The organism is Sulfitobacter sp. TCYB15, assembly GCF_040435955.1.
In the GTDB taxonomy this organism is placed as follows: Bacteria; Pseudomonadota; Alphaproteobacteria; order Rhodobacterales; family Rhodobacteraceae; genus Sulfitobacter; species Sulfitobacter pontiacus.
In genome coordinates, this window is sequence record NZ_CP159193.1 from 2,385,686 (window position 1) to 2,410,784 (window position 25,099).

Annotated in this window: 21 protein-coding genes; 5 read left to right on the plus strand and 16 right to left on the minus strand. The window is 61.4% G+C overall.

What is annotated here, in order from left to right; all coding sequences use genetic code 11:
• Positions 1-67: 67 nt before the first annotated feature.
• Together ABM428_RS11410 and ABM428_RS11415 are read left to right on the plus strand one after the other, a co-directional pair.
• On the plus strand, positions 68-715 hold the full coding sequence (locus ABM428_RS11410) for a pyrimidine 5'-nucleotidase (RefSeq protein WP_132997332.1): 648 nt from the start codon (positions 68-70) through the stop codon (positions 713-715).
• A gap of 9 nt (positions 716-724) precedes the next feature.
• Positions 725-1,927: a UbiH/UbiF family hydroxylase gene (locus ABM428_RS11415; RefSeq protein ID WP_132997333.1), complete on the plus strand. Its 1,203-nt coding sequence runs from the start codon at positions 725-727 to the stop codon at positions 1,925-1,927.
• A gap of 18 nt (positions 1,928-1,945) precedes the next feature.
• On the opposite strand, the gene ABM428_RS11420 is transcribed toward ABM428_RS11415, so the two are convergent.
• From ABM428_RS11420 to ABM428_RS11430, 3 genes are read right to left on the minus strand one after another with little or no spacing between them, the layout of a single operon-like run.
• Positions 1,946-3,073 (minus strand): aminotransferase class V-fold PLP-dependent enzyme, encoded by a 1,128-nt coding sequence (locus ABM428_RS11420; protein WP_132997334.1) that lies wholly within the window; start codon positions 3,071-3,073, stop codon positions 1,946-1,948.
• Positions 3,074-3,122: 49 nt separating this feature from the next.
• On the minus strand, positions 3,123-3,584 hold the full coding sequence (locus ABM428_RS11425) for an Lrp/AsnC family transcriptional regulator (RefSeq protein ID WP_005854186.1): 462 nt from the start codon (positions 3,582-3,584) through the stop codon (positions 3,123-3,125).
• Positions 3,581-4,036, minus strand: coding sequence for an Lrp/AsnC family transcriptional regulator (locus ABM428_RS11430; RefSeq protein WP_132997335.1), 456 nt, complete (start codon positions 4,034-4,036; stop codon positions 3,581-3,583). Before ABM428_RS11430 ends, ABM428_RS11425 begins: the two co-directional genes overlap by 4 nt.
• A 135-nt stretch (positions 4,037-4,171) precedes the next feature.
• On the opposite strand from ABM428_RS11430, the gene ilvC reads away from it, so the two are divergent.
• Both ilvC and ABM428_RS11440 read left to right on the plus strand, forming a co-directional pair.
• The gene (gene ilvC, locus ABM428_RS11435) at positions 4,172-5,194 is read left to right on the plus strand and encodes a ketol-acid reductoisomerase (RefSeq protein WP_009824953.1); all 1,023 of its coding nucleotides are present in this window, start codon (positions 4,172-4,174) and stop codon (positions 5,192-5,194) included.
• A gap of 104 nt (positions 5,195-5,298) precedes the next feature.
• Complete coding sequence (locus ABM428_RS11440; RefSeq protein WP_132997336.1) at positions 5,299-6,225, plus strand: DMT family transporter; 927 nt, start codon at positions 5,299-5,301, stop codon at positions 6,223-6,225.
• 120 nt (positions 6,226-6,345) lie between these two features.
• Here the strand turns inward: ABM428_RS11440 and glmM are convergent, their stop codons facing one another.
• The 8 genes from glmM to ABM428_RS11480 form a co-directional block, all read right to left on the minus strand.
• The gene (gene glmM / locus ABM428_RS11445) at positions 6,346-7,692 is read right to left on the minus strand and encodes a phosphoglucosamine mutase (protein ID WP_037944541.1); all 1,347 of its coding nucleotides are present in this window, start codon (positions 7,690-7,692) and stop codon (positions 6,346-6,348) included.
• Complete coding sequence (folP, locus tag ABM428_RS11450) at positions 7,689-8,705, minus strand: dihydropteroate synthase (protein WP_353627954.1); 1,017 nt, start codon at positions 8,703-8,705, stop codon at positions 7,689-7,691. Before folP ends, glmM begins: the two co-directional genes overlap by 4 nt.
• A 3-nt stretch (positions 8,706-8,708) precedes the next feature.
• Entirely contained in the window at positions 8,709-9,632 is a 924-nt protein-coding gene (locus ABM428_RS11455) for a dihydroneopterin aldolase (RefSeq protein ID WP_237279549.1), read from the minus strand.
• Positions 9,633-9,740: 108 nt separating this feature from the next.
• The gene (locus tag ABM428_RS11460) at positions 9,741-10,376 is read right to left on the minus strand and encodes a cell wall hydrolase (protein ID WP_353627955.1); all 636 of its coding nucleotides are present in this window, start codon (positions 10,374-10,376) and stop codon (positions 9,741-9,743) included.
• A gap of 128 nt (positions 10,377-10,504) precedes the next feature.
• Positions 10,505-13,027: a putative PEP-binding protein gene (locus ABM428_RS11465; protein WP_278425958.1), complete on the minus strand. Its 2,523-nt coding sequence runs from the start codon at positions 13,025-13,027 to the stop codon at positions 10,505-10,507.
• Positions 13,028-13,131: 104 nt separating this feature from the next.
• Positions 13,132-15,252, minus strand: coding sequence for a glycine--tRNA ligase subunit beta (gene glyS, locus ABM428_RS11470; RefSeq protein WP_353627956.1), 2,121 nt, complete (start codon positions 15,250-15,252; stop codon positions 13,132-13,134).
• A 98-nt stretch (positions 15,253-15,350) separates the two neighbouring features.
• Complete coding sequence (locus tag ABM428_RS11475; RefSeq protein WP_064215613.1) at positions 15,351-15,872, minus strand: DUF6446 family protein; 522 nt, start codon at positions 15,870-15,872, stop codon at positions 15,351-15,353.
• The gene (locus ABM428_RS11480) at positions 15,869-16,807 is read right to left on the minus strand and encodes a glycine--tRNA ligase subunit alpha (protein WP_353627957.1); all 939 of its coding nucleotides are present in this window, start codon (positions 16,805-16,807) and stop codon (positions 15,869-15,871) included. The genes ABM428_RS11475 and ABM428_RS11480 overlap by 4 nt, the downstream gene beginning before the upstream one ends.
• 157 nt (positions 16,808-16,964) lie before the next feature.
• Between ABM428_RS11480 and ABM428_RS11485 the strand changes: the two genes are divergently transcribed.
• Entirely contained in the window at positions 16,965-18,794 is a 1,830-nt protein-coding gene (locus ABM428_RS11485) for a serine protease (RefSeq protein ID WP_353627958.1), read from the plus strand.
• Between the two features lie 73 nt (positions 18,795-18,867).
• Here ABM428_RS11485 and ABM428_RS11490 read toward each other — a convergent pair whose 3' ends face one another.
• The 5 genes from ABM428_RS11490 to ABM428_RS11510 form a co-directional block, all read right to left on the minus strand.
• A complete protein-coding gene (locus tag ABM428_RS11490; protein ID WP_240790825.1) occupies positions 18,868-20,415 on the minus strand; it encodes a 5-guanidino-2-oxopentanoate decarboxylase in 1,548 nt (515 codons plus the stop codon).
• 44 nt (positions 20,416-20,459) lie between these two features.
• A complete protein-coding gene (locus tag ABM428_RS11495) occupies positions 20,460-21,908 on the minus strand; it encodes a TrkH family potassium uptake protein (RefSeq protein WP_037945061.1) in 1,449 nt (482 codons plus the stop codon).
• Between the two features lie 113 nt (positions 21,909-22,021).
• Complete coding sequence (locus tag ABM428_RS11500; RefSeq protein ID WP_005854202.1) at positions 22,022-22,258, minus strand: hypothetical protein; 237 nt, start codon at positions 22,256-22,258, stop codon at positions 22,022-22,024.
• A 227-nt stretch (positions 22,259-22,485) separates the two neighbouring features.
• The gene (gene folE2 / locus ABM428_RS11505) at positions 22,486-23,574 is read right to left on the minus strand and encodes a GTP cyclohydrolase FolE2 (RefSeq protein WP_037944553.1); all 1,089 of its coding nucleotides are present in this window, start codon (positions 23,572-23,574) and stop codon (positions 22,486-22,488) included.
• Between the two features lie 93 nt (positions 23,575-23,667).
• The gene (locus ABM428_RS11510) at positions 23,668-24,852 is read right to left on the minus strand and encodes an aminotransferase class V-fold PLP-dependent enzyme (protein WP_132997343.1); all 1,185 of its coding nucleotides are present in this window, start codon (positions 24,850-24,852) and stop codon (positions 23,668-23,670) included.
• Positions 24,853-25,099 lie beyond the last annotated feature (247 nt).

A 25,099-nucleotide genomic window follows, 5' to 3' on the forward strand; every position in this document is an offset into this window, starting at 1 on the left:
GCCCCCGCGTCCAATTGCGCAACCCCGTGATCTTGCGCAGATCATCTGGTCAGCGTAGCAAGTCCCCATGCCACACGCCTCTTTTTCTCATGTGAATACTTGGGTCTTTGACCTTGATAACACATTATACCCGCCATCAGCCCGCCTGTTCGACCAGATTGAACAGCGGATGACGCACTGGGTGATGACCGCCTTGAACGTCGATGAGCAGCGCGCGGATTATCTGCGCAGACATTACTGGCACACCTATGGCACCACGCTGGCCGGGCTGATGCGCGAACACGACCTTGATCCCGGCCCCTATCTGCACGAGGTGCACGAGATCTCCTTTGACGCGCTGATCCCGGATCCTCTGCTTGCCGCGCGCATCGCCGCCCTGCCGGGGCGCCGGATCATCTATACCAACGGCACTGCCCCCTACGCCGAAAAAGTCATTGCCGCACGGGGGCTTTCAGGCCTGTTCGATGCCATCTACGGCGTTGAACACGCGTCATTTTTACCCAAACCCGAACGCGCGGCCTACGACCTGATATTTGCCGCCGACGCATTGACGCCAACCACCGCCGTGATGTTCGAGGACGACCCCCGCAACCTAATCGCCCCGCATGACATGGGGATGGGCACCGTCCATGTGGCCGAGCACCCCGCCCCCGCGCCGCATATCCATTTCCACACCGCTGATCTTTCGGCTTTTCTTGCACAGATCACGGGCTAACTGACGGGCATGACCATGGCATGTGATATCTTGATTTCGGGCGGCGGTATTGCCGGTTTGACGGCGGCAGCGGCTTTCGGCACCACGGGTTTCAACGTGGTCTGCGTCGACCCCACGCCCCCCGTCACCGATGGTGCGGCGAAAGGGGCCGACATGCGCTCTACCGCGATGCTGCAACCGGCGCGCCGCGTGCTTGAGGCAGCGGGCATCTGGGCCCATCTGGAAGAACATGCCGCACCTTTGCAGGTGATGCGTATTGTGGATGCGGGCGGTGACGGCGATGCACCGGTGACCAGCCGCGCTTTTGATGCTGCCGATATCTCGGACCAACCTTTCGGCTGGAACTTCCCGAACTGGCTGCTAAGGCGCGCGCTTCTGGAGCGGTTAGAGGCTTTGCCGAACGTCGATTTCCGCCCCGGCACCGCAACCACCAGCTTGTTCACCCGCACCACCGGCGCACGCGTAAGCCTCAGCGATGGCACGAAAATTTCGGCAAAGCTCGTGATTGCCGCAGACGGGCGCGACAGCCCCATGCGCGACGCCGCCGGCATTGAGGTTACCCGCCAAAGCTATGGCCAAAAGGCGCTTGCCTTTGCCGTGACACACCCGATCCCGCATGAAAACGTGTCGACCGAGGTGCACCGCAGCGGGGGCCCCTTCACCCTTGTACCCCTGCCCGATCGCGACGGTCTGCCCTGCTCTGCCGTGGTGTGGATGGATGACGGCGCGTCCTGCCTTGCGCGGATGGCGCTTGACGCAGATGCGTTTTCCCAAGCCGCGACCGACCGCAGTGCCCATGTGCTCGGCCCGTTGACGCTGGCCTCCGAACGGGCGATCTGGCCGATCATCAGCCAGCATGCCGCGCGTCTCTCTGCCGAACGCATCGCCCTGATTGCAGAAGCCGCCCATGTGATGCCCCCCATCGGCGCGCAGGGGTTGAACATGTCGCTGCAAGACATCGCAACGCTGCTGGAACTGGCGCAAAAGCACGGCGCTGATCTGGGCAGCCAGCCCATGCTGGACGCCTACCACAAGGCGCGTTTTGGCGATATTCAGCTGCGCTTGCGCGGCATCGACCTCTTGAACCGCGCCAGTCAGGCGACAACGCCACTGGCCCGCGATGCCCGTGCCAAAGGGCTCAGCGCGCTATATGCCCTGCCCCCCGTACGGCGCATGTTGATGGAGATGGGCTTGGGCATGCGGCAGGGCTGACCTGCCGCGCGCCTTTATTTACAGTACCTTATCGACCACGGCTGCCAACCGCGCCAGCGTGGCATCGACGTCGTAAAGCTTATCCAGACCGAACAGCCCCAGACGGAAGGTCTGGAAATCCTCCGGCTCGTCACACATCAAGGGCACGCCAGCGGCGATCTGCATCCCTTCGGCAGCAAAGGCCTTGCCGTTTTGCACGGAGGGATCCGCAGTATAGCTCACCACCACCCCCGGCGCGCCAAAACCTTCCGCCGCGACAGAGGTAACGCCCCTCTCCGCCAACATCTTGCGCACGGAATCCCCCAGACGCCACTGCGCCTCTTTCAGACGGTCAAAGCCGTAGGATTTCGTCTCAAGCATGGTATCGCGGAATTGCCGTAGCGCATCGGTCGGCATGGTCGCGTGATAGGCGTGGCCACCATCTTCATAGGCTCTCATAATGCTATGCCACTTGGCCAGATCGATGGCAAAACTGTCCGATGTCGTCTCTCCCATGCGTGCAACAGCGCGGTCCGACATCATGACCAGCCCAGCAGAGGGCGATGCGCTCCAGCCCTTTTGCGGCGCTGAAAGCAATACGTCGACGCCAAGCGCCTTCATATCCACCCATGCGCAGCCCGACGCGATGCAATCCAGCACCACCAGCGCGCCGACGGCATGGGCCGCGTCTGCCATCTGCTTGATATAGTCATCGGGCAGGATCACCCCCGCACTGGTCTCCACATGAGGTGCGAAAACCACCTGCGGCTTATGCGTCTCGATTGCTTTGACAACGTCATCAATCGGGCTCGGGGCAAAGGGCGCGGGCGTGCTGTTGCCCTGCATCTGCGCCTTCATGACGGTGGCATTGCCGGTCAGATCGCCGCTCTCGATGATCTGGCTCCACCGATAGGAAAACCAGCCGTTGCGCACGACCAGCACCTCGGCCCCCCGTGCGAACTGACGGGCGACTGCCTCCATCCCGTAGGTGCCGCCCCCGGGGACGACAGCCACGGCATCGGCCTTGTATACGTCTTTGAGCAGAGTGCTGATGTCGCGCATGACCTCTTGGAACACGGCGCTCATATGGTTCAAGGACCGGTCGGTGAACACGACCGAAAACTCTTCAAGCCCTTCCGGGTCAACTGAATTTAGCAAAGCGGGCATGATATCCTCCTGATGGTTTCGCGCGAACATAGCCGCTCGCGTGGTAAAGTCACAGGCCCAATGGTCCGGTCAGTCGTTCCTCGCTTAGAAGCACATTTGCCTCGACGGCCCCCGCCCCTGGCAGGGTCATGATCCGCCGCCGCAGCACCCGTTCGAAATCCGCCAGATCCCGCGCAACAACCCGTAAACGGTAGTCATATAGCCCCAGAACATGCTCCACCGTTTGGACCTCGGGGATGGCACTGACGGCGCGTTCGAAATCCTCCAGGCTAACCCGCCCTTTGGTCGCAAGCTTGACGCCAAGAAAGACGGTGACGCCGAACCCCAATGCCTCCCGGTTCAAGCGCAACCTCTTGCCGCGCAGGATGCCTGCCTCCTCCAACCGTTTGATCCGCCGCCAAGTGGCAGGCTGCGACAGCCCCAGATGACGCCCCAGGGCACCGGCGCTTTGTGTGGCATCCCGGGCAAGCGACCGGATCAGCCGGTGGTCCACCTCATCGAGCGTGATCATAGCGGCAACGCCTCATCTGACTTGATCCGCGCCACATGCATCAGCGCCTCGATATCGGCAATATGCGGCAAGGTCAGAATACCCTCCCGGTAAATCTGCTGATAATGCGCCATATCCCGTGCAATTACCGATAGGCGCACATCCACCCGCCCTAGAAAGGTCTGGAGCTCGATCACCTCAGGCAGTTGGCGTGCCTCTTCAAGAAAGCGGTCAAAGGCATTGCCCTGCGTCTTGTCCAAGGTGATCCGCAAGGACACTTCGACCGTGTAGCCCAATGCCGCCCAATCGACGACAGCCGCCACCCCCTGAACGATACCGGCTTCCTGCATGCGCGTGATCCGCCGCGACACCTTACCCGCTGTCAGCCCCGTAAGGTCGGCCAGCTCCGCCGGCGACAACCCCGCATCCGCTTGCCAGTGGCGCAGAAGTCGTCGATCCATATCATCAAGCATGATTTTTCCATTTTTACTGCATACCGCGCATTACCATCTTCATTTTGCCAAATAAACTCACAATTCCGCAATAGCATCTCGCACTAGCTTCGATATGGTCTCCCTAGATTTTAACGAACCCGAAAGGACGCCCCAATGCGCGTTTATTACGACCGTGACTGCGATGTGAACCTGATCAAGGACAAGAAAGTTGCCATCCTCGGCTATGGCTCCCAGGGCCACGCCCACGCGCTGAACCTGCGTGATTCCGGTGCGAAAAACCTCGTCGTTGCGCTGCGCGAAGGCTCCGCTTCGAAAGCGAAAGCTGAAGGCGAAGGCCTGAAAGTCATGGAAATCGCCGAAGCTGCGGCTTGGGCCGATGTGATCATGTTCACCATGCCCGACGAATTGCAGGCTGAAACCTACAAGAAATACGTGCACGATAACATCCGCGAAGGCGCTGCAATCGCATTCGCCCACGGCCTGAACGTCCACTTTGGCCTGATCGAACCCAAACCCGGCGTTGATGTGATCATGATGGCCCCCAAAGGCCCGGGCCACACTGTGCGCGGCGAATACACCAAAGGCGGCGGCGTGCCTTGCCTGGTTGCGGTAGACACCGACGCCACCGGCAAAGCGCTGGAAATCGGCCTGTCCTACTGCTCCGCCATCGGTGGCGGCCGGTCCGGCATCATCGAAACCAACTTCCGCGAAGAATGTGAAACCGATCTGTTCGGCGAACAGGCTGTTCTGTGCGGCGGTATCGTTGAACTGATCCGCTGCGGCTTCGAAACACTGGTCGAAGCTGGCTACGAGCCCGAAATGGCCTATTTCGAATGCCTGCACGAAACCAAGCTGATCGTTGACCTGATCTATGAAGGCGGCATCGCCAACATGGACTACTCGATCTCGAACACAGCGGAATACGGCCAATACGTCTCCGGCCCGCGCATCCTGCCCTACGACGAGACCAAAGCGCGCATGAAAGCCGTTCTCAGCGACATCCAGTCGGGCAAATTCGTGCGTGACTTCATGCTGGAAAACTCCGTCGGTCAGCCCACGCTGAAATCCTCGCGTCGCGCCAATGACGAACATCAGATCGAAGTCGTCGGCGGCAAGCTTCGCGAAATGATGCCCTGGATCTCTGCCGGCAAGATGGTCGACAAATCCAAGAACTGATCGCCATTGCAGCGATGTGGAAAGGCCCGGTTCTGCACCGGGCCTTTTCTTTTGCGCAACCGGCTGTCACATCTGGCGGGCCGAGTTTTCCCACAGGATATGTCATGCCGGACGCGCCCCAGATCACCAAATCCAGCTGGCTGATGATCCTGCTGCTTGCCTTCATCTGGGGAGGCACGTTTCTGGTGACCGAAATCGCCCTGACTGAAATGCCACCCTTCTGGATCGCAGCCACACGTGTCGGGTTCGCGGCCACCGTGATGGTGGTTATCTGGGGTCTGCGCGGGTTTCGGCTATTTACCCAATCCCCCACTCGCGGCGATATTGCGGCCGTGATCTTTATCGGTGCCGCCAGCTCTGCCGTGCCGTTCAGCCTGCTCGCATGGGGTCAGCAATATGTCACCTCGGGATTCGCGGGGGTGACCATGGCGGCGACGGCGCTGATCATCCTGCCGCTCGCCCATTTCTTCGTGCCGGGCGAAGCGATGAGCCCACGCAAGGTGATCGGGTTTGCCTTGGGCTTTGTCGGCGTTGTCATCCTGATCGGCGCGCAAGCCTTTGAAAGCACCGGCACCGCGCTTGAAACCCAGGGGCGTCTGGCCTGCCTGGGTGCGGCGGGATGCTACGCCACCAGCTCGATCATCATGCGCCGCCTGCCCGCGGTGGATGCGATCGGCCTTGCGACCATCCTGCTGATCATAGCCACCTGCATCACCATTCCCATGGCGATCATCATCGAAGGTCTACCGCCCCGCCCCTCGCCGTCCATCTTCGCGGCGCTGGCGTTTCTGGGCCTGATCCCCACCGCCGCCGCAAACTTCCTGCGCGTGCTGGTGATCCGCAGTGCTGGCCCGGTGTTTATGTCACTGGTGAACTACCAAGTCCCCGTCTGGTCCGTCTGCCTCGGCGCGCTCTTGCTGAATGAACCGCTGCCGCCATCCCTGCTCTACGCGATGGGGCTGATCCTCTCGGGCGTCGCACTCAGCCAGTATGGCGCGTTCCGCCGGCTGTTCACCCGCACGCGCGCCTAGCTTCCAAATGGCCCTAAATCCTCGCCGAAGGCATCCCACAGCCACCGCAGGCGGCGCGTCCCGCGAGGGCAAGGCAGGGCCGCCGCGCAGGACATCCCCGCCAGCAGCCCTGCGATCAGCTTAAGGTGCGACAGCCGCTGTGACCGCATCCACGACGGAATCGACCGCGCGTTCCATCAGCTGCGCGTCTTCATGTTCTGCCATCACACGCACCAGCGGCTCGGTGCCGGATTTGCGGATCAGCAAACGCCCCTGACCAGCCAGATCGGCTTCGGCCTGTGCAATGGCCCCTTGCACCTGCGCGTCTTCCAACGGCACCTGACCGGCAGAAAACCTTACGTTCTTAAGCAGTTGCGGCACGGGTTCAAAGTTGTTTAGCAGCTCGGACGAGGTCTTTTCCGACCGGATCATCTCTGCCAGAAACTGCAGCCCCGCCATCAAACCGTCACCCGTGGTGGCGTGGTCGGTCATGACGATATGGCCCGATTGCTCGCCGCCCAGATTGAAGCCGCCTTCGCGCATCCGCTCGACCACATAGCGGTCGCCGACGGACGTCCGCTCAAGCCGTAGCCCCTTGCCCTGCAAGAAGTGTTCAAGGCCAAGGTTGCTCATCACGGTGGCAACCAAGGCGCCATTGGCCAGCCGGTCTTCGGCCGCCCAACGGGACGCCATAAGGGCCATGAATTGATCCCCGTCACCGACCTTGCCGGTTTCGTCAATCAGGATCACGCGGTCCGCGTCGCCATCCAGACAAATGCCCACATGGGCACCGTGCTCTACCACCGCCGCTGCGGCGCGTTCGGGGTGGGTCGAGCCGCAATTCTCGTTGATGTTGAAGCCGTTCGGCGACACGCCAATCTCGATCACCTCGGCCCCGAGCTCCCACAGGGTTTCGGGAGCGACGCGGTGTGCGGCCCCATTGGCACAGTCGATCACGACCTTCAGCCCATCCAGACGCATCTGGCGCGGGAACGATGACTTCACCCGCTCGACATAGCGGAACCGCCCGTCATCGATCCGCTTGGCACGGCCGATCTTGTCGGCGGGGTTCAACTCCACGCCGCCTTCGATCAACGCCTCGATCTCGGCCTCCACAGCGTCGCTCAGCTTGAACCCGTCGGGGCCGAAGAACTTGATGCCATTGTCCGTCGCCGGATTGTGGCTGGCCGAGATCATGACCCCCAGATCAGCCCGCATCGACCGCGTCAGCAGCCCGACCGCAGGTGTGGGCACCGGCCCCAGCAGCAGCACATTCATCCCCGAGGACGTCAGCCCCGCCGTCAGCGCGTTTTCGAACATATAGCCCGACAACCGCGTGTCCTTACCAATCACCACACGGTGCACACCATCACGACCCGCGCTAAAATAGCGCCCCACAGCGGCCCCGATTTTCAGGGCGACCTCGGCTGTCATCGGATGCACATTGGCCTTTCCGCGAATACCGTCTGTTCCAAATAATTTTGTCATAAAATGCTCCCAAAATATGCGGCATGCCACAGAGCGACCGCTTGGCGGGTGTCGTCCACGTCATGCACACGGATCATTTGCACACCCTGCCCCAATCCTGCAAGCGCCACGGCGATCGACCCCGGCGCGCGGTCCTGTGCCTGCGGCGCGTTGCCGATCGTTCCGATAAACCGTTTGCGCGAAACGCCTAGCAGAATAGGCGTCCCCAAAGCGTGAAACAGGCTCAGCCGCGCCAGCAGAGCCAGATTGTGATCCTGCGTCTTGCCAAACCCGATACCCGGGTCCGCCAGAATGGCCCCCCGCGGGATGCCTGATGCCTCCAGCATGCTGATCTGCCGCTCCAGCGCGTCAAAAACATCAAGCAGCACGTTATCATACTGTGGGTCCAGATGCATGATCGCGGGATCGCCTTGGGCATGCATAACGCAAACCGGCAGCGCCAGTTTTTGACACAGGGGCCCGAGGGCGGGATCAAAGGTGAACCCCGACACGTCGTTTACCAGATTGGCACCAGCGCTGACCGCGGCCTCGGCAACGGCGGCCTTGCGGGTATCGATAGAGATCGGCGTGTGCAGCCCCGCACCCCGCAGTGCGGCAATGACGGGAGCGGTGCGCGTGATCTCTTCGGAAACGGGCACAAAATCCGCGCCGGGGCGCGTGGACTCGCCGCCAATGTCCAGAATATCCGCGCCGGCTGTCACCATCTCTTGTGCGACGCGCAGCGCATCGGGCACGGCATTATGCTGCCCCCCGTCCGAGAAACTATCGGGCGTCGTGTTCAGAATGCCCATGATGCGCGGGCGGTCCAGCGTCAGCCCTGCCATCGCGGGTCTGGGCGCGGTCAGCCGTGCCATCACGCTTGCCGGGATATCGGCCGCGGGCACAAAACGGGGCGGCGCGTAACGCGACAAGACCTCGGCATGGGTGAACCAGCCCCACCCCCCCGCGAGAGGCAGCGCAGTATCAGGCCGCGCGGGGCCGATCTGGACGAGAGGTCGAAAATAATCGGTCATGACTCACAGCCTGTCCTGGTCCACCGCTACGGCGCGCAGCGGAACAGAGGCGTCAGCCGGCAGGTCCGCCCCGATCACCAACATCTCTGTCGCGTCGAAGCTGGCGGCGAACCACGCGGCCAAGGCCACGGCATCGCGCGGTTGCGCCGACGGGGTATCAACGCTATCAAGCACGATCTTCGACGGGGCCCAAACGCTCGTCTGGCCGTTCTTCATTGCCCAATCCAGCTCTGTCCGCGTCGCCACCACAACGCAGCGATCATCCTTTGCGGCCAGCACCCAAGCGTTCTGTTCAATCGCCAGCAGATCAATGCGACGCTGCGCCATTTTATGCCCGACCTGCGGCGCGGCGGTGTCCGATGCGCCGACACAGAGGATCAGGGGCCGCCCCATCTGGTGCAACTGGTCCAGCCACCCCGCCAGATGCGGCGAGGCGATGGCATCATTGCTCAGATAGACCAGCTCGGGGTGTGGCACCTCGCGCGCTTCGGCCTGACTGTCGGGGGTATCATCACGGGCGCGCACGATCTCGACGCCCAAAGCACCGGGGCCACGGTCCAGCTTTTCAATGCGCACAAACACCCGCATCGCCTGCCGTTCCAGCAGGATACGATCCGCGACCCGTTCGGCCAGCGTCTCGAGCAGGTTCAGCCGTTCGTCCGACAGCTCATAGGCGATGGCCTCGGTCACGCGGTCGTAGGACAGGATACGGTCCACATCGTCATCCACGGGGCCGGTCAGCGGCTGCACCTCGACGACGACATTGAAACAGATGCGCTGCGTTACACCACGTTCGGCCTGAAAGGCGCCGATCTCGACCTCAACGATATGATCGCGCAGGGAAATTCGGTCCAGAGGTTCAGGCCCCGCCGTCGCTGCAGCGCGTTCGGACGGGTGCGCAAAGGCAAGCCGCGTGTCACTTGTCATGGGTTTGGGCCTTTGCTTGTCTCACTCGCAAACGATCCTAGACCGTTTGCGCGGATGTACCAAAGCCAGACACGGCTGGCCAGCCGTCAAAGACGACAGAAACGCCGCTTAGTTCGACGCGGTCTGAACGCCGTCGCGATAGAACATGTGCACGCCGATCTTGGTGGTGCGGGTAAAGACGCGCGACCAGCGGGGGCTCACGGCGGTGGTATGATAATACGTCGCCCCCCCTGTCAGCGATGGTGCCTTGCCGTCCAGCACCGCCCGCGCGACCTTGCCGACCTGCGCATAGGCGCGCGGCTCTGATATCACTTCGGCATTGCCGTCGCAGGTGTAGGTGAACTGGCACTGGTACTTGCGACCTGTTCCCTGATTGATCACGCTGCACAAAGACCCGGGAAACTGCGCGGATTTCACACGGTTCATGATCACTTCGGCCACAGCGAACTGGCCCTTGACCGTCTCGCCGCGCGCTTCAAAGTACAGCGCCTCTGCCAGACAGCGCCATTGTTCGCCGCCCGATGCTTTCGGCTGTTCAGCCAGCCATGCGCGGGTGAACTCCACCTCGCTTGCGTTGTTCGATGCGATCATGCTTTCCAGACGTTCCGACCCGACAGAGCGCAGCCCTTTGGCTTCGATGTCAGCCAGTGCTTTGGCCTGTTGCGGGCTGGCGGTCGCCACGGCAGGAGCAAGCAAAGACAGCGCCAGCAGGGCGCAGGACGAGAATTTCTGAAAAGAACGCATTGAGCGCCTCGCAAGTAGTTTCGGACAGCGCCCCCTACCCAAACTGGCCCCAAGCGTAAACCCTGCCGAAACCGCCTGCGCGGGAACCCGCACAGGAAAACAACATCTAGGCGATCAGCCGCGCAAAACTACCCGATCTTGTCCGCGATTGCGAGTTGAGCCGCCGCCAATCTGGCGACCGGAACACGGAAAGGTGAGCAAGAAACGTAGTCAAATCCCGCTGCACGGCAAAAAGCAATCGATTCGGGGTTGCCGCCGTGCTCTCCGCAGATCGACAAGGTAATCCCAGGTTGTGCTTCCCGCCCCCGCGCGGCACCAAGCTGAAGCAGCTCTCCGACGCCATCACGGTCCAGCATATGGAACGGATCTTCGGGGAAAACGCCCTGCTGCACGTAGGTCGACATGAACCGTCCCGCGTCATCTCGGCTCAACCCATAGGTCATCTGCGTCAGGTCGTTTGTCCCGAAACTGAGGAAGGAACAATGGGGCGAAATCTCTCCGGCGCGCAGGGCGGCACGGGGTGTTTCGACCATCACGCCCAAACGGTAGGTAAAGCTCGCGCCGCGTTCGGATTTCACCGCCGTTGCGATCTTGTCGACGCTGGCTTTGATCAGTTCAACCTCGCGTTTGGCCGAAACAAGCGGGATCATGATCTCGGGCACCACGGGGTCGCCATCGCGGCTGGCTTCGATCGTAGCCTCGAAGATCGCACGGGCCTGCATCTCGTAGATTTCGGGCACCGTCACGCCAAGACGCACGCCGCGCAGGCCGAGCATCGGGTTATATTCGGTCATCGCCTCGATCCGGCGGGTCACATTGGACAGCGGCAAATCCAGCGCCTCGGCCAGATCACGTTGACCAGTGCGGGTCGAGGGCAGGAATTCGTGCAAGGGCGGATCGAACAGACGGATGCACACGGGCTGACCCTGCATGATGCGGAAAAGCTGTATGAAATCATCGCGTTGCATAGGAAGCAACCGCTCTAGCACGGCGCGGCGGCCTTCGCTGGTATCGGCAAAGATCATCTCGCGCATCACGGTCAGGCGGCTGGGGTCAAAAAACATATGCTCTGTCCGGCACAGGCCGATCCCCTGCGCGTCGAAATTGCGCGCGGTTTGCGCGTCGGCAGGGGTGTCAGCGTTGGCACGTATCCCGATGTCGGCAGCGTCTTCGGCCCAGGACATGAGCTTTTGGAAGGTCGCGTCCAGCAGCGGCTCAAGCATATCCGCGGCCCCGCACAGCACCTCTCCCGAGGTGCCGTCGAGGGTGATTTCATCGCCTGCCTTGAACATCCGCCCGTCAGGGGCCGTGATCACCCCCTTGACGAGATCGAACCGCATCGACGAGGCACCGACGACGCAGGGCAAGCCCATGCCCCGCCCAATCACCGCGGCGTGGCTGGTGATGCCACCGCGTTCGGTCAGCACGGCTTGGGCGGCATGCATCCCGCGAATATCCTCGGGCGAGGTTTCGCGGCGCACCAGAATACATTTCTCGCCCCGTGCGGCACTGGCTTGCGCGTCATTCGCGTTGAACACGATCCGGCCGGTGGCGGCACCGGGGCTGGCGGCAATGCCGCGCCCGATCACATCGCGTTTCACCCGTGGATCAACCTGTCGGTGCAACAGCTCTGTCAGGGTGCGGGGCTGGACACGCATCAGCGCCTCTTCGCGGGGGATGATCCCTTCGTCCGCCAGCGCCACCGCGATACGCACCGCCGCCCGCGAGGACCGCGACACGCGCACGCCATCAAGGATAAACAACTCTCCGTCAGAGATGACGAATTCCACCTGCATCTCGGCGCGCAGCCGCACCCGCATCAGCGCCGCGTGCTGTTTGAGCATCTCGAAAGCTTCGGGGGCGTGCTCCTCAAGCGACGGGCCGCGTGGATCGCGCGTCAGGTAAAGCGCATCGGCCGTGTCCTGCAAGGCGTCGCGCCCCTGCGACTGGCTCAGGTACCGCCCGGTGATCTGTGGCAAGCCGGTGGTGCTGTCCACCAGCTGCAGCACGCCCGAGCCGCAAATCCCCGTGCCCACACCGAACACCATCTGCTGCACGATCAGGCCCAGCCCCGCATCCGCAGGTGCCCCCTTGGCCTGGCGTAACAGCCGCGCCGAGGTACCCTCCCACGCCCGCGCCATGGAACTGAGCACGGCGGTCAACTGGGTCACACGGTCCTGGGGGAAGCTTTCTTCGGTCTCAAGCTCGTAGGCGCGTAAGGATTGCAGCAGCGCCTCGCGCCCGTCACCTTCGACGTCGTCGAACATATCGGGGTCCAAACGCGCCACATTGACGGCATAGGATTGCACGAAACGGGTATAAAGCGCCGATGCGGGCCCCTCGCCCATGCGTTCGCAATAATCGGCATAGCGGTCATCGTTCATGCCGATGTTCATCACCGCCCCCGGCCCGCCCCAATCCGGGTCCTGGCTAGAGGGGCGCACGCATAGCAGCGCGTCGTGGGGGAATTCATCAGCGACCGCTTGCAGATCGGGGATCTGCCCCTGCGCGATCTCGAGCACGACATCAAAGGGCAGCGCCACGGTGCGCGGCACCGGCAGATCAAGACGGACCAGACGTTGCAGACATTTCGCACGCCCTCCATGCGTATCATTCGCGATGGGGGCGGTTTGGGTCACAAGGGTTGTCATGGCGGTTTTCTGCACTGCGGCACCTTTTGGTTCCTGCGCAGCATAGGCTTTCGCCGTGGTGTGGCAAGGCGTGATCGCCTTGCCCACGTGTCGGGTCTGCTGCGTTACCCGTCGATTTTTGTCAGATCCGCGACCGAGCTACAGATCGTGCGGATACGGCTGAGCAGGTTCAACCGGTTGCGCCGGACCGTCGCATTGTCCGCGTTCACCTGCACCGCATCAAAGAACGCATCAATCGGGCCGCGCAAGGACGCCATCGCGGACATGGCTGTGCCGAAATCCTGTGCCTCCATCGCCGGTTTGATCTGCGCCTCTGCGGTATCAAGGGCGGCAAACAACGCGCGCTCTTCTTCCGTCTCGGCAAATTTGATATCCGCCCCGAAAGAGTATTCCACCCCATCCGCATCCTCGGCCTGACTGAGAATATTGTTGGCGCGCTTGAACCCCTGGATCAGGTTTTCCCCATCGTCGGTTTTCAGCGTCTCGCTCAGCGCCTTGGCGCGTTTGACCAGCAGGGTCAGGTCGTCGTTGCCGTCCGTCGCACCAGCAGGTGCGCCATCAGAAGAACTGATGCAAGCGTCGATGATGTCATGACGGACGCCTTGGTCTTTGAGGTAGACCTTAAGGCGATCATGGAGGAAGGAGAGGAGGTTTTCTGCCGTCTCTTCGGCGCTTCCAGCAGCCGGTGCAGGGGCTTGAGACAAATGCTCAAGGATGGTGTCATGCAGTTTCATTGACACATCATTCTCGACCAATATCCGAATAACGCCCAAGGCCGCGCGTCGCAGCGCGAACGGGTCTTTGCTCCCGGTCGGTTTTTCGTCAATCGCCCAGAAGCCGGTCAGCTTGTCGATTTTCTCTGCCAGCGCCACGGCGATGGACACGGGCGCGGTTGGCACGTCGTCGGATGGCCCCAGCGGCGCATAGTGGTCTTGGGCGGCGGCGGCAATGGCCTCGGACTTGCCGGCGGCTTTGGCATAGTAGCTGCCCATAAGGCCCTGAAGCTCGGGGAACTCATAGACCATTTCGGACGACAGATCGGCCTTGGCGAAACGGGCGGCGGCGCGGGCCTCTTCTGCGTCGGCCCCGACCATCGGGGCGAGTTCCCCAGCCAGCGCCTCCATGCGCGAGATCAGCTCGGCCTGTGTGCCCAGCTTGTTGTGGAAGGTCACGTTGGACAGGCGGTCCACCCAGGTCTGCATCCCGGCCTCCGATTGCGCGATGCGCAGATCGTTTTCCCAGAAGAATTTAGCATCCGACAGGCGCGCAGAAAGCACTTTTTCATTGCCCGCCAGAATGGTCGCGCCATCGTCGGCGGTGGTGCGGTTGGCGACGGTGACAAAGCGTTCGATGCGGCCTGTCTTGGGGTTGCGCACGGAAAAGAACTTCTGGTGCTCTTTCATCGAGGTTTGCAGCACCTCGGGCGGCAGGCCAAGGAAGTCATCGCCAATCTGCCCCATCAGCACGACGGGATATTCCACCAGCCCTGCGACCTCTGCCAGCAGGCCCGCATCCTCGACCACCTCAAGCCCATTGGCAAAGGCCATATTGGTCGCGTCGTTCCAGATCGTATCGCGCCGCTCTGCCGGGTCGAGCACGACAAAGGCGCGTTTCAGCTTGGCGCTGTAGTCGTCAAAGCTGCTGACGGTGATTGTATCGGGGGCCAGAAAGCGGTGCCCGCGCGTGGTGTCGCCTGCGGTGATCCCGTCGATGGTCAAGGGCACAGTCTGCGCGCCATCCTCGGCCGACAGGATGCACAGGATCGAATGCAGCGGGCGCACCCACCGCAAGCTGCCACTGCCCCACCGCATGGATTTGGGCCAAGGGAAATTGCGAATGGTGGTTTCCAGCACTTCTGCCACGATCTCGGCTGCGGGGCGGCCCGGCTTGTTGATCATGGCAAACAGGATCTTGCCCTTGGGCGTGTCGCGTTCTTCCAGCTGGTCGCGGGTCAGCCCCGCACCGCGCAGAAACCCTTCGATGGCTTTTTCCGGCGCGTCGGCCTTGGGGCCTTTGCGTTCCTCGACCAGCGACGGGCTGGCGTCCAGCATCCCCTCGATCGTCAGGGTCAGGCGACGCGGCGTCGAAAAGGCCGCGGCAGAGGCATAGGTCAGCCCCGCATCCACCAGACCGTTCGTCACCAGTTTCTTTAGATCATCCGCCGCGCGCGCTTGCATGCGGGCGGGAATTTCTTCCGAGAAAAGCTCTATCAGGAGGTCGGGCATGGGTTCGTACCTTTCGGGGCCGCGTGTCGCTTGGGTGCGGTTAAATATGTGTCGCGCAAACAGCGCTTATGTCAAAGGGCCGGTCGATCCGGGGCGGATCAATCGGCGGGGCGTTCCGGGCAAGCTTCGCCCACCACGGTGCCATCATAGGCTTTGTCGCCACAATCGTTCAGCTCGTGCCAGACATAGCCGCGCCCGTCCGAAGTGATCGCAACGATACGGTCAACGCCGAAATGCACGTTCTTCTGCCCCAGAAAGGTCAGCGCCGTGCCTGCCTCGATCTCTTCTGCGATGGCCTTGGCGTCGAAACAGTCGAACCAGCCCGGTGCATTGCGCGGCGTGACCTCGTCGCTGACGACATAGGTTTCGGACAGCATGGCGAGGCTAAGCGAGGTGTCGAAACATGCGCGGTAGCGGATGGGCGAGCTGTCGGCGTCGATGGCGCGGAAATTGTCGGTCAGGATCGGCTCGGACGCATTGCTCGAGATCGACACCAGCGAGACGCCCTCATCCGGTGCCGGTGCCTCGTGATAGTAGCCGTAGACCTGTAGATAATAAAGCGCGAGACCCGCAATGGCTGCTGCAACCAAGATGACGCCTCCTACAATTTTACCGTTCATGCCGCGTCTTCCGACCAACCGCCGGCCCGTGTCTGAACAAAGGCGTCAGCGCAGGCTTTGGCAAGGGTGCGCACCCGCCCGATATAGGCCTGACGCTCTGTCACCGAGATGACACCGCGTGCGTCCAGCAGGTTGAAGATGTGGCTCGCCTTGATGCATTGGTCATAGGCGGGGTGCGCCATCACGATGCGCTTGCCAGTCTTGGGGTCCAAGGCATCTTGCGCAAGGATCGCCTTGCACTCGTTCTCTGCCTCGACAAAGTGGTCCAGCAGCACGTCGGTATTGGCGACATCAAAGTTCCAGCGGGCGTATTCTTCCTCGGTCTGTTTGAACACATCACCATAGGTCAGCGGGATCGGCGCGTCGGGGCTATTAAAGGGCATGTCCATCACGTGATCGACGCCCAGAACATACATCGCCAAACGCTCGAGCCCGTAGGTCAGCTCGCCCGATACAGGATGGCAATCATGGCCGCCGACCTGCTGGAAATAGGTGAACTGCGACACTTCCATGCCGTCACACCAGACTTCCCAGCCCAGTCCCCATGCGCCCAAAGTGGGGCTTTCCCAGTCATCCTCGACAAAGCGGATGTCATGCAGCGCCATATCGATCCCGATCGCCTCAAGCGATCCGAGGTAAAGCTCTTGCAGGTTGGGCGGGCTGGGTTTGATCAGCGCCTGAAACTGGTAGTAATGCTGCAGACGGTTGGGGTTTTCCCCATAGCGCCCGTCGGTCGGGCGGCGCGAGGGCTGCACATAGGCGGCGGCCCAAGGGTTGGTGCCAAGCGCGCGCAGGGTCGTGGCCGGGTGGAACGTACCCGCACCGACTTCCATGTCGTAGGGCTGCAGGACCGCACAGCCCTGACGTGCCCAATAGGACTGTAGGGCGAGGATGATTTCCTGAAATGAACGGGGGCGCTGGACCGGGTCGGACATAAGATTTTGCCTTTGCTGCTGCGCGCCTTTCCTAAGGTGCTGTCGCGGTAGGGTCAATTGGCAGCTTTGTGATGATTTGCGCTGTCTCAAGCATGGTATTTTGCACAGGTTCCTGCTTATCTACTGCAAGTTTAAATCCTTGAGAGCACCCATACCTATGACGCGACTGTTTGCGGCCCTGATCGCCGCCTTGTTTATTGCCCCGTTTGCCTTTGCACAGTCTGCCGATGATGTGGTTTGGATACAGGTCGAAGCCCAGCCCAATCTGGCCGCGGCGACAGATCGCGCACGTGCCTATAGCGCCAATCTTGAGGATGTGAACGGCTTTGCCTTGGGCGGCAGCTGGTATGGAATCGCGGTCGGTCCCTATCGTCGTGATGACGCAGAGCTGTTGTTGCGCCGCTACCGCCGCGACGGGGTGATTCCGCGCGACAGCTTTATCCAGCTTTCTGAAAGGTTCCAGCAGCAGTTCTGGCCCGTGGGCGCGAACGTCCTGAACATTCCGCTGATCGCACCGGTTGACCCTGCATCCCCCACCGATACGCAGACAGACAGTGAGATCACGCAAACCACCCTGCCCCCCGCCAGCGAAGCGCTGGAGCAAGAGAACACCGCCACCTTAGAGGCAGAAACCACGCAAGTCCCCGTCCTGCCCGAACCACCACGTGACGAAACCCTGGCCGAAGCGCGCGCCAGCGAACGGGAGCTTGACCGCGAGGCGCGCGAACAGCTGCAGGTCGCGCTGAAGTGGGCCGGGTTTTACAATGCCTCTATCGACGGTGCCTTCGGGCGGGGTACGCGGGGGTCTATGGCCGATTGGCAAGGGGCCAACGGCTATGACGCCACCGGCGTGCTGACAACGCTGCAACGCGCCGCCCTTCTGAAACAATATAACGCCGTGCTCGAAGGTCTGGGCCTGCAGGTCGTGCGCAACGCCGACGCCGGGATCGAGATGGTGATGCCGACCAAGATCGTGGGGTTTGACCGGTTCGAGCCCCCCTTCGCCCATTACAATGGCACCGGCGACATCGACGCGCGGGTTCTGCTGATCAGTCAGGCGGGCGATCAGGATACGCTCTTTGGCCTGTATGACATCATGCAGACCCTTGAAATCGTCCCCGAAGAAGGCCCGCGCGAGCGGAAATCCGACAGTTTCGAGCTGATCGGCGAGAACGGCCGCATCGTCAGCCAGACGCAGGTGTCGCTGCAGAATGGCGAGATCAAGGGCTTCACCCTCATCTGGCCCGCCGGGGACGAAGACCGCCGCCGCCGCGTGATTGCCGAGATGACGAAATCCTTCACCCGCCTGCCCGGTACGCTGGATGCCGCAGCGGGGGGGGGCGACCGTCAGGCTGTCGATCTGGTGTCGGGTTTGCAAATCCGGTCGCCGAAAATCTCGCGCTCGGGCTTCTTCATTGATGGGCGCGGTACTGTTGCCACCACATCCGAGGCGGTGCAAAGCTGTGGTCGGCTGACGCTGGACGACGAGACAGAGCTTGATGTGGTTGTTGATGATGCGGCCAGCGGGATCAGCCTGCTGAAACCCCGCGCAGCGCTTTCGCCATTGGATGTGGCGGCGTTCAACACCGTGCCCCCCCGTTTGCAATCCGAAATCGCGGTTGCGGGCTTCCCCTATGAAGGCGTGCTTGGATCTGCAACCGTGACCTATGGCACGCTGGCCGATGTGCGTGGGCTGCAAGGCGAAGAGAACATCGCCCGCCTTGCGCTAGAAGCCCGCAGCGGTGACGCGGGTGGTCCGATTCTGGATCGTGACGGGCGGGTCTTGGGCATGTTGCTGCCCCGTGCCAATGGCGCACGCGAATTGCCCGAAGATGTCGCGTTTGCGGTTGAATCCAAGGTCATCGCAGAGCTTGCGCAAAAGGCCGGTGTCACCGTGGATACCACGGCCAGCAGCACCACGATCAAGCCGCAGGACCTGCGTGAAAAAGCCAAGGGCATGACCGTACTGGTCAGCTGTTGGGAATAAAGAAAACCCCCGATCTCCCGTTTAACGGGGGATCGGGGTCAGTCGTTTGAACCGCTTCGGGCAGCGCCCTTGATCAGACTGCGGTCTGGGGTGTCAGATAGATCAACGTCGGGCGGTCGGCCTTGAAGGCTTGCGCCAAGACCTCTGGCAGCTCCTCCAGCGATTTCGGTGCCGCGGCATAGGCTCCATAGGCTTCGGCCAGTTTGCAAAAATCGGGATTGTGAGCGATGACCGCATTTGGCGCGATCTGCGCGCGGGTCATGCTGTCTTCGATTTCGCCCAGTTTGCCATTGTCCCACAGGATGATCGGCAGGGGCAGCCCCAGCTCTACAGCAGCCCCCAGTTCCTGCACTGTGTACTGAAAGCCATAATCCCCGATGATCGCCATGGTCGGCAGTCCGGGGCGGCCAATGGCCCCACCAATCGCAGCAGGTGTTGCGTAGCCAAGCGTGCCGAACCCGTAAGGATGATGCCAATATCCGGGGCGGTCCATCTCCCAGACCTCTGTCGCGGCATAGGCGAATTGGGTCATGTCCGAGTAGATCATCGTGCCTTCGGGCGTCGCAGCCTTGACCGCCTCCACCACGGCAAGGATGCCCGGACGTTCCATATCCACCTCAGACCGCCAGCGTTTGCGCCAGCCTGCCACCTCGGCCGCATTCCAACCCGCTGCTGTGCGTTCGTCCGGCAAGGCAGCGTCAAGCGCGGTCATTACCTGTACCGCATCCCCAAGGATGGCAAACGGTGCTGCCTGCGGGTCCGCCAGAACCGACGGATCAATATCAACGCGCACCAGCTCGCCTGAATGGCCCAGATGATCGCGCCAGAGGTCCACCTCTGCCAGCTCGGTCCCGACGGCGATCACAAGATCCGCCTGCGCGATCACATCCACGCTGCTTTCCCGCGCGAGATAGGCCCCGAAATGCAGCGGCGCTCCGGGCGAGACGATGCCGCGTCCGGCATAAGTCGTCAGGCTCGCCGCCTGCCAGCGGGCCAGCAGGGCGTCAACGTTTTGAATGCCAACGGCACCGCCGCCAAAGATGAACAGCGGCTTTTGCGCTGCGGCCAGCTTTTGCGCCAGAAGGTCGATCTGCGCAGAGGGCACCGCCGGCAAGGTCGCGCTGACGGCAAGGGCCTGCGCGGGGGCGGCCTCTGCCTCCAGCAGGTGAATGGGAACAGAAATATGCTTGGACCGCGGGCGGCTGGTGGAAAATTCGGTCAGGGCACGGTCGATCAGCTGGTAGGCCGCCGGCGCCGTCAGCGCCATTTCGGACCAATCGCACACGGTTTCGGCCGCCGCGCGCTGATCGTTCATCTGGTGCAGCTGCCCCTTACGCGCCGCCGTTTCATCCAGACAGGAGGACAACACCAGCACCGGCACGGAATCGCTGTAGGCCTGTCCCATCGGCGTCATCACATTGCACAACCCCGGGCCGGTGATCACATAGGCGACCCCCGGCTTGCCTGTTGCCCGGGCATAGCCATCTGCCATAAAGCCCGCCCCCTGTTCGTGCCGCGCCAGCACATGGGTCAGCCCTGCTTCCTCGATCCCGCGGTACATCTCTTGGTTATGCACGCCGGGGATGCCAAAGATCACCTCTACCCCGCGAGACTTGAGCATATGAGAAATCTGTGCCCCCAAAGGACGGGTTTGTACTGCGCTCATTATGCTCTCCAGAATTTGAATGTCAGAATGACGTATACCGCCATAAGCTCCAGCCGCCCGACCAGCATTGCGGCGGTCAGGATCCATTTGGCTGTGTCGTTAAGGGTGCTGAAATTACCCGCCGGCCCGATGATCTTGCCCAGACCCGGCCCGATGTTCCCCAGGGCCGCCCCCGCCCCCGAGATCGAGGTCACGAAATCCAGCCCCGTCATGCTGAGCGCCACGGCCACCAGCCCTAGTGTCAGCGTGAAGAACATAAAAAACGACATGACCGAGATCATGACATCGCCGCTGATCGGGCGTCCGTCATAGCGCGGGGTAAAGATGCCGTGGGGTGACCGGATTCGCTGCAACTGCGCACGAATGGATGCGAACAACAGCTGATAGCGGAAGATCTTGATCGAACAGGCGGTGGACCCCGCGCAGCCGCCAATCAGCCCCGTAAAGAAAAACAGCGCCACGGGAAACGGCCCCCAGGTCATATAATCGACCGAGGCAAAGCCCGTGCCCGAAATGATTGAAGTGATGTTGAACAGCGCCTCGCGCAGGGATTGCTCCCAATGATGCGGAAAGACCGACTGGATAGAGATAAAGATCAGGCCCACCAGCACCGCAATCGTCAGCAAGAAACCCTTTACCTGCGGATCACGATGCAGGGCCAAAGGGTTGCCGTTCAGCAGTTGCACGTAGCGCACGAAAGGCAGCGCCGCGAGCACCATGAAGATCGACGCTGCATATTCCGCATTGCCGCTAAAGGTCCCGAAAGAGGCGTCATAGTTTGAAAACCCGCCCGTAGACACGGTGGTCAGCGCGTGGACCGTCGCGTCAAAGACGTTCATTCCCAAGGTCAGATAGGTCAGCGCGCAGGCAAAGGTCAGCCAGACATATATGACCGAGATCTGGCTGGCGATCTGCCCGGCCCGCGGCAGGATTTTACCAAAGGTATCAAAAGCTTCCGACTTGAAAATCTGCATACCACCGACGCGCAGCTCGGGCAGGAACACCATCGCCACAACAATGATACCGATGCCGCCCAGCCACTGCAGGATCGCACGCCACAACAATAGCCCCTTGGGCAGATCATCAAGCCCGGAAAACACCGTTGATCCGGTGGTGGTCATGCCCGACATGGCCTCGAACACCGCATCGACGAAACGCGCCTCTGTCGCGCCCAGCATGAACGGCAGCGCGCCGAACAACGGCAGCATCAGCCACACGGCCGTCGTCAACAAAAAGGTCTGCTGGATCGTCAGCCCTTCCCTGACCCCGTTGGCACAGGCCAGCGCGATCATGCTGCCCCCCAGCATGGTGATCAGCCCGGCCTCGACGAAGACGGGCCAATGGCCGCGCCCTTCGGCAATATCGACCAACATTGGCACAATCATCGCAATGCCAAGCACCGACACCAACAGGCCGATGACATATCCAACTGGGCGCAAATCCAACATCTGCGCAGCGTTGGCGCGGCGGCGCGCCGGTGTCAAGGACGCGCCCTGCGGTAAAACGCAAAACGGCCCGGGCAAGACACACCCGGGCCGTCAATACTCAACCTGTGAACCGATCAGACGTAATATGTGTCGCGGAAAACATGGTGCACGATGTCATCACGTTTGATACCCATCGCGGCCAGCTCTTCGTCGGTCTTGGACTGCAGGAATGTCACCTGACGCATCCGGCCCGAATTCGCACCCGCTGCGATCAAACCGTTCCAGATGGCAGCAAAAAACCCGCCGATGACGGCGAAGGGGGCTTTGATGGTGGGGACGTTGCTTTGCGAAATTGTGCTGTTGTAAGCCATAATAAACTCTCGATTTATCTTGGCATTTCTGCCGGTTACCTTGTTCTGCCTCTTAATATAACGAAGCAATCCGCAATGAGAACCGACGTTTCTGCATAGCAGCATCCCGAAGATGCCGCATCGCAGCATGGCTTTGTGCATGTTTCAAGCAAGCACCACAAACCTCCGCGCAATAAATACGCAGAATGAAAACATGTCAGAGTAACTGCCCTAAAACCGTGCGAAGATCAGCCGACGTGAAACAGCGTGCTGAACAGTCTGGGGTCGATGCTTTGAGCCGCAAAGGTATCGCCCTGCGTCAGAACAGAGATCGCATCATGACTGTGCAGACTTTCCTGGTGGCTGGCCACAACGCGAAAATCGCGCACCCGCGGTTCGGCTTGCAACTGCTCGCAGAACAGCCGCGCCGCGTCTTCGACAAAGATCGGGTTAGCGGCGTTCAGCTCGGCAAACGCCTGTTCGTCCTCGCGTTTGACCATCACCTGGGTCTCTGTTGGCACCGCGCGCCGCGCCGCGTCGATCAGGTCTTCGAACCACAGGCAGCTTTCCTCGCAGTTCACCTCGACCGAGATCCGCGCGACAGAGCGTTGCGAATGCGGCGTGGCAAGCTGCCCCCGTGTCGCACGGGCATGCTCGGACAGCTCCAGCGAACAGGGACAGGTAGAGGAATAGACGTAATCAAGGTGGATGATCTTCTTGCGCGCGCCTTCGGCCTCGACCAGCTCAAGCGCAATGTCGTAATACTGGTAGCCCGACAGGCCCGACCGAAGGCTATCAATCTGCACCGGAAAGGAAAACCGCATCTGGATGCGGGCATCATAGCTTTCGAGGTCGGACTTATAATCATCCAGCGCAGCTTCCATCACCTCGAAGCTGAACACCTCATCCGCATGTTTATAGAAACTGCGCATGATGCGGGACATGTTGATGCCCTTCTTATCCGCCTCAAGGCTGACCGATCCGGTGACCGATGTCTCGAGCGTCAGATCGCTGCCCTCTCGGGTGTGAAACCGCATGGGCAACCGGAAGTTCGATATCCCCACATGCTGGATCTGCTGTTTCGCACCACGGATCAGGCTCGACGGGCCGTTTTGCAGATCGGGTAGCGTGGCCTTGTAATTGTCACCCACGGCGAAATCACTGGGGTAATCGCGGCTGAACTGGGGGTAGCTTTCGGCGCTTTGCAGCAGACGGGCCAGCGACGGGTCCAGCGTCTCAATCTCGGCGGTGCTGGCCTTGCGCGCCCAGGCCCGCAACGTATCAAGTGCGGCAACCGCGTCATCACGGTCCGGTATCACTGTCGCGGCGATATTCATAGCAAGGCCCTTTCGCAAGTTGCCCCCTATATAGGCGATATCGGGGGCTTTACCAATGCTCCGTCCAGCCAAGCAGGCAAAGCCCCCGAGTGATCACTTCAATGTGTCCAGCGCCTGACGGATATCGGCAATCAGATCATCCACGTCCTCAAGCCCCGCAGACAAGCGCACAAGGCCGGGGCTGATCCCCAGCGTGGCCTTCTGGTCATCCGGCAAACGCTGGTGCGTGGTGGTCGCCGGATGGGTCGCGATGGATTTCGCATCGGCAAAGTTGTTCGAGATGGTGATAATCTCGAGCGCATTAAGGAATGCAAAACACGCGTCCTTACCGCCCTTGACCTCTACCGCCAAGACGGTCCCCGCCGACGGCGCATGAGACGTGGCGAGCGCGTGCTGCGGATGGCTGGGGTGCGTCGGATAGCGCACAGCGCTCAGCTTGGGGTGCCCGTTCAGCGCATCAGCGATCTTATAGGCGGCATCCGCTTGGGCACGCACACGCAGGTCGATGGTTTCAAGCGCCTTGAGGTGGGTCCAGGCGGTAAACGGGTTCATCGCGCCGCCGGTGTGTTTCATATAGGCTTCGACGGGTCCGCGGATCAGCTCTTTGGGGCCGCAAATCGCACCGCCCAGCATACGCCCCTGCCCGTCCACATGTTTCGTGGTCGAGATAATGGCGATATCCGCACCACATTCCTTGGCATAGGAAAATACCGGCGTCGCCATCGCGTCATCCGCCAGCACCAGCGCGCCGACGGCATGGGCCGCTTTCACCACATGGCGCATGTCAACGACTTCCAGGGTGGGGTTCGAAATGCTCTCGAAGAAGACCATGGTCGTGTCAGGGCGAATGGCCGCATCCCAGGCCGCGTTATCCGTGCCGTCGATCAAGGTCACCTCGACCCCGAAACGCGCCAGGATATCCTCCAGCACATATAGGCACGACCCGAAAAGGGCGCGCGCGGCGACCACGTGATCGCCTGCTTTCAGCAGCGATGTCAGCGCGCCGCTGACCGCCGCCATACCAGAGGTACAGGCGAAACAATCCTCATACCCCAAAAGGCCCGAGATCCGGTCCTCGAACATGCGCACCGTGGGGTTGCCATAGCGGGCATAGATAAACTCGTCATCCCCCAGCGACTGGAACCGCGCCTCGGCCTGTTCGGCGCTGTCATAGACAAAACCCTGTGTCAGGAACACGGCCTCGGACACTTCGTTATACTGGCTGCGGCGGGTGCCACTGTGAACAGCCTTGGTCCGTGGTTTCCAATCAACGCTCATTCTCTCATCCTTCCTGTCCCGCCGTGCAGCGGGCGTAAAAAAACCCCAGACGCGGTCAAGCGAAAGGGGGCTTTCATCCTGACCTTTTAGCGGAATTTGGCAGGTTACTCTGCCCGTGGCCCGCAATCCGGTATCAAATCGCCACATGTCATCTGCTACGCCCCTCGCCCGCTCGCGTCAACTCTAACAGAAAGCCGCCTTCCAAATGGCCGTAAATCCCGGGGGTGCTGCCCCATACGGGGCAGCG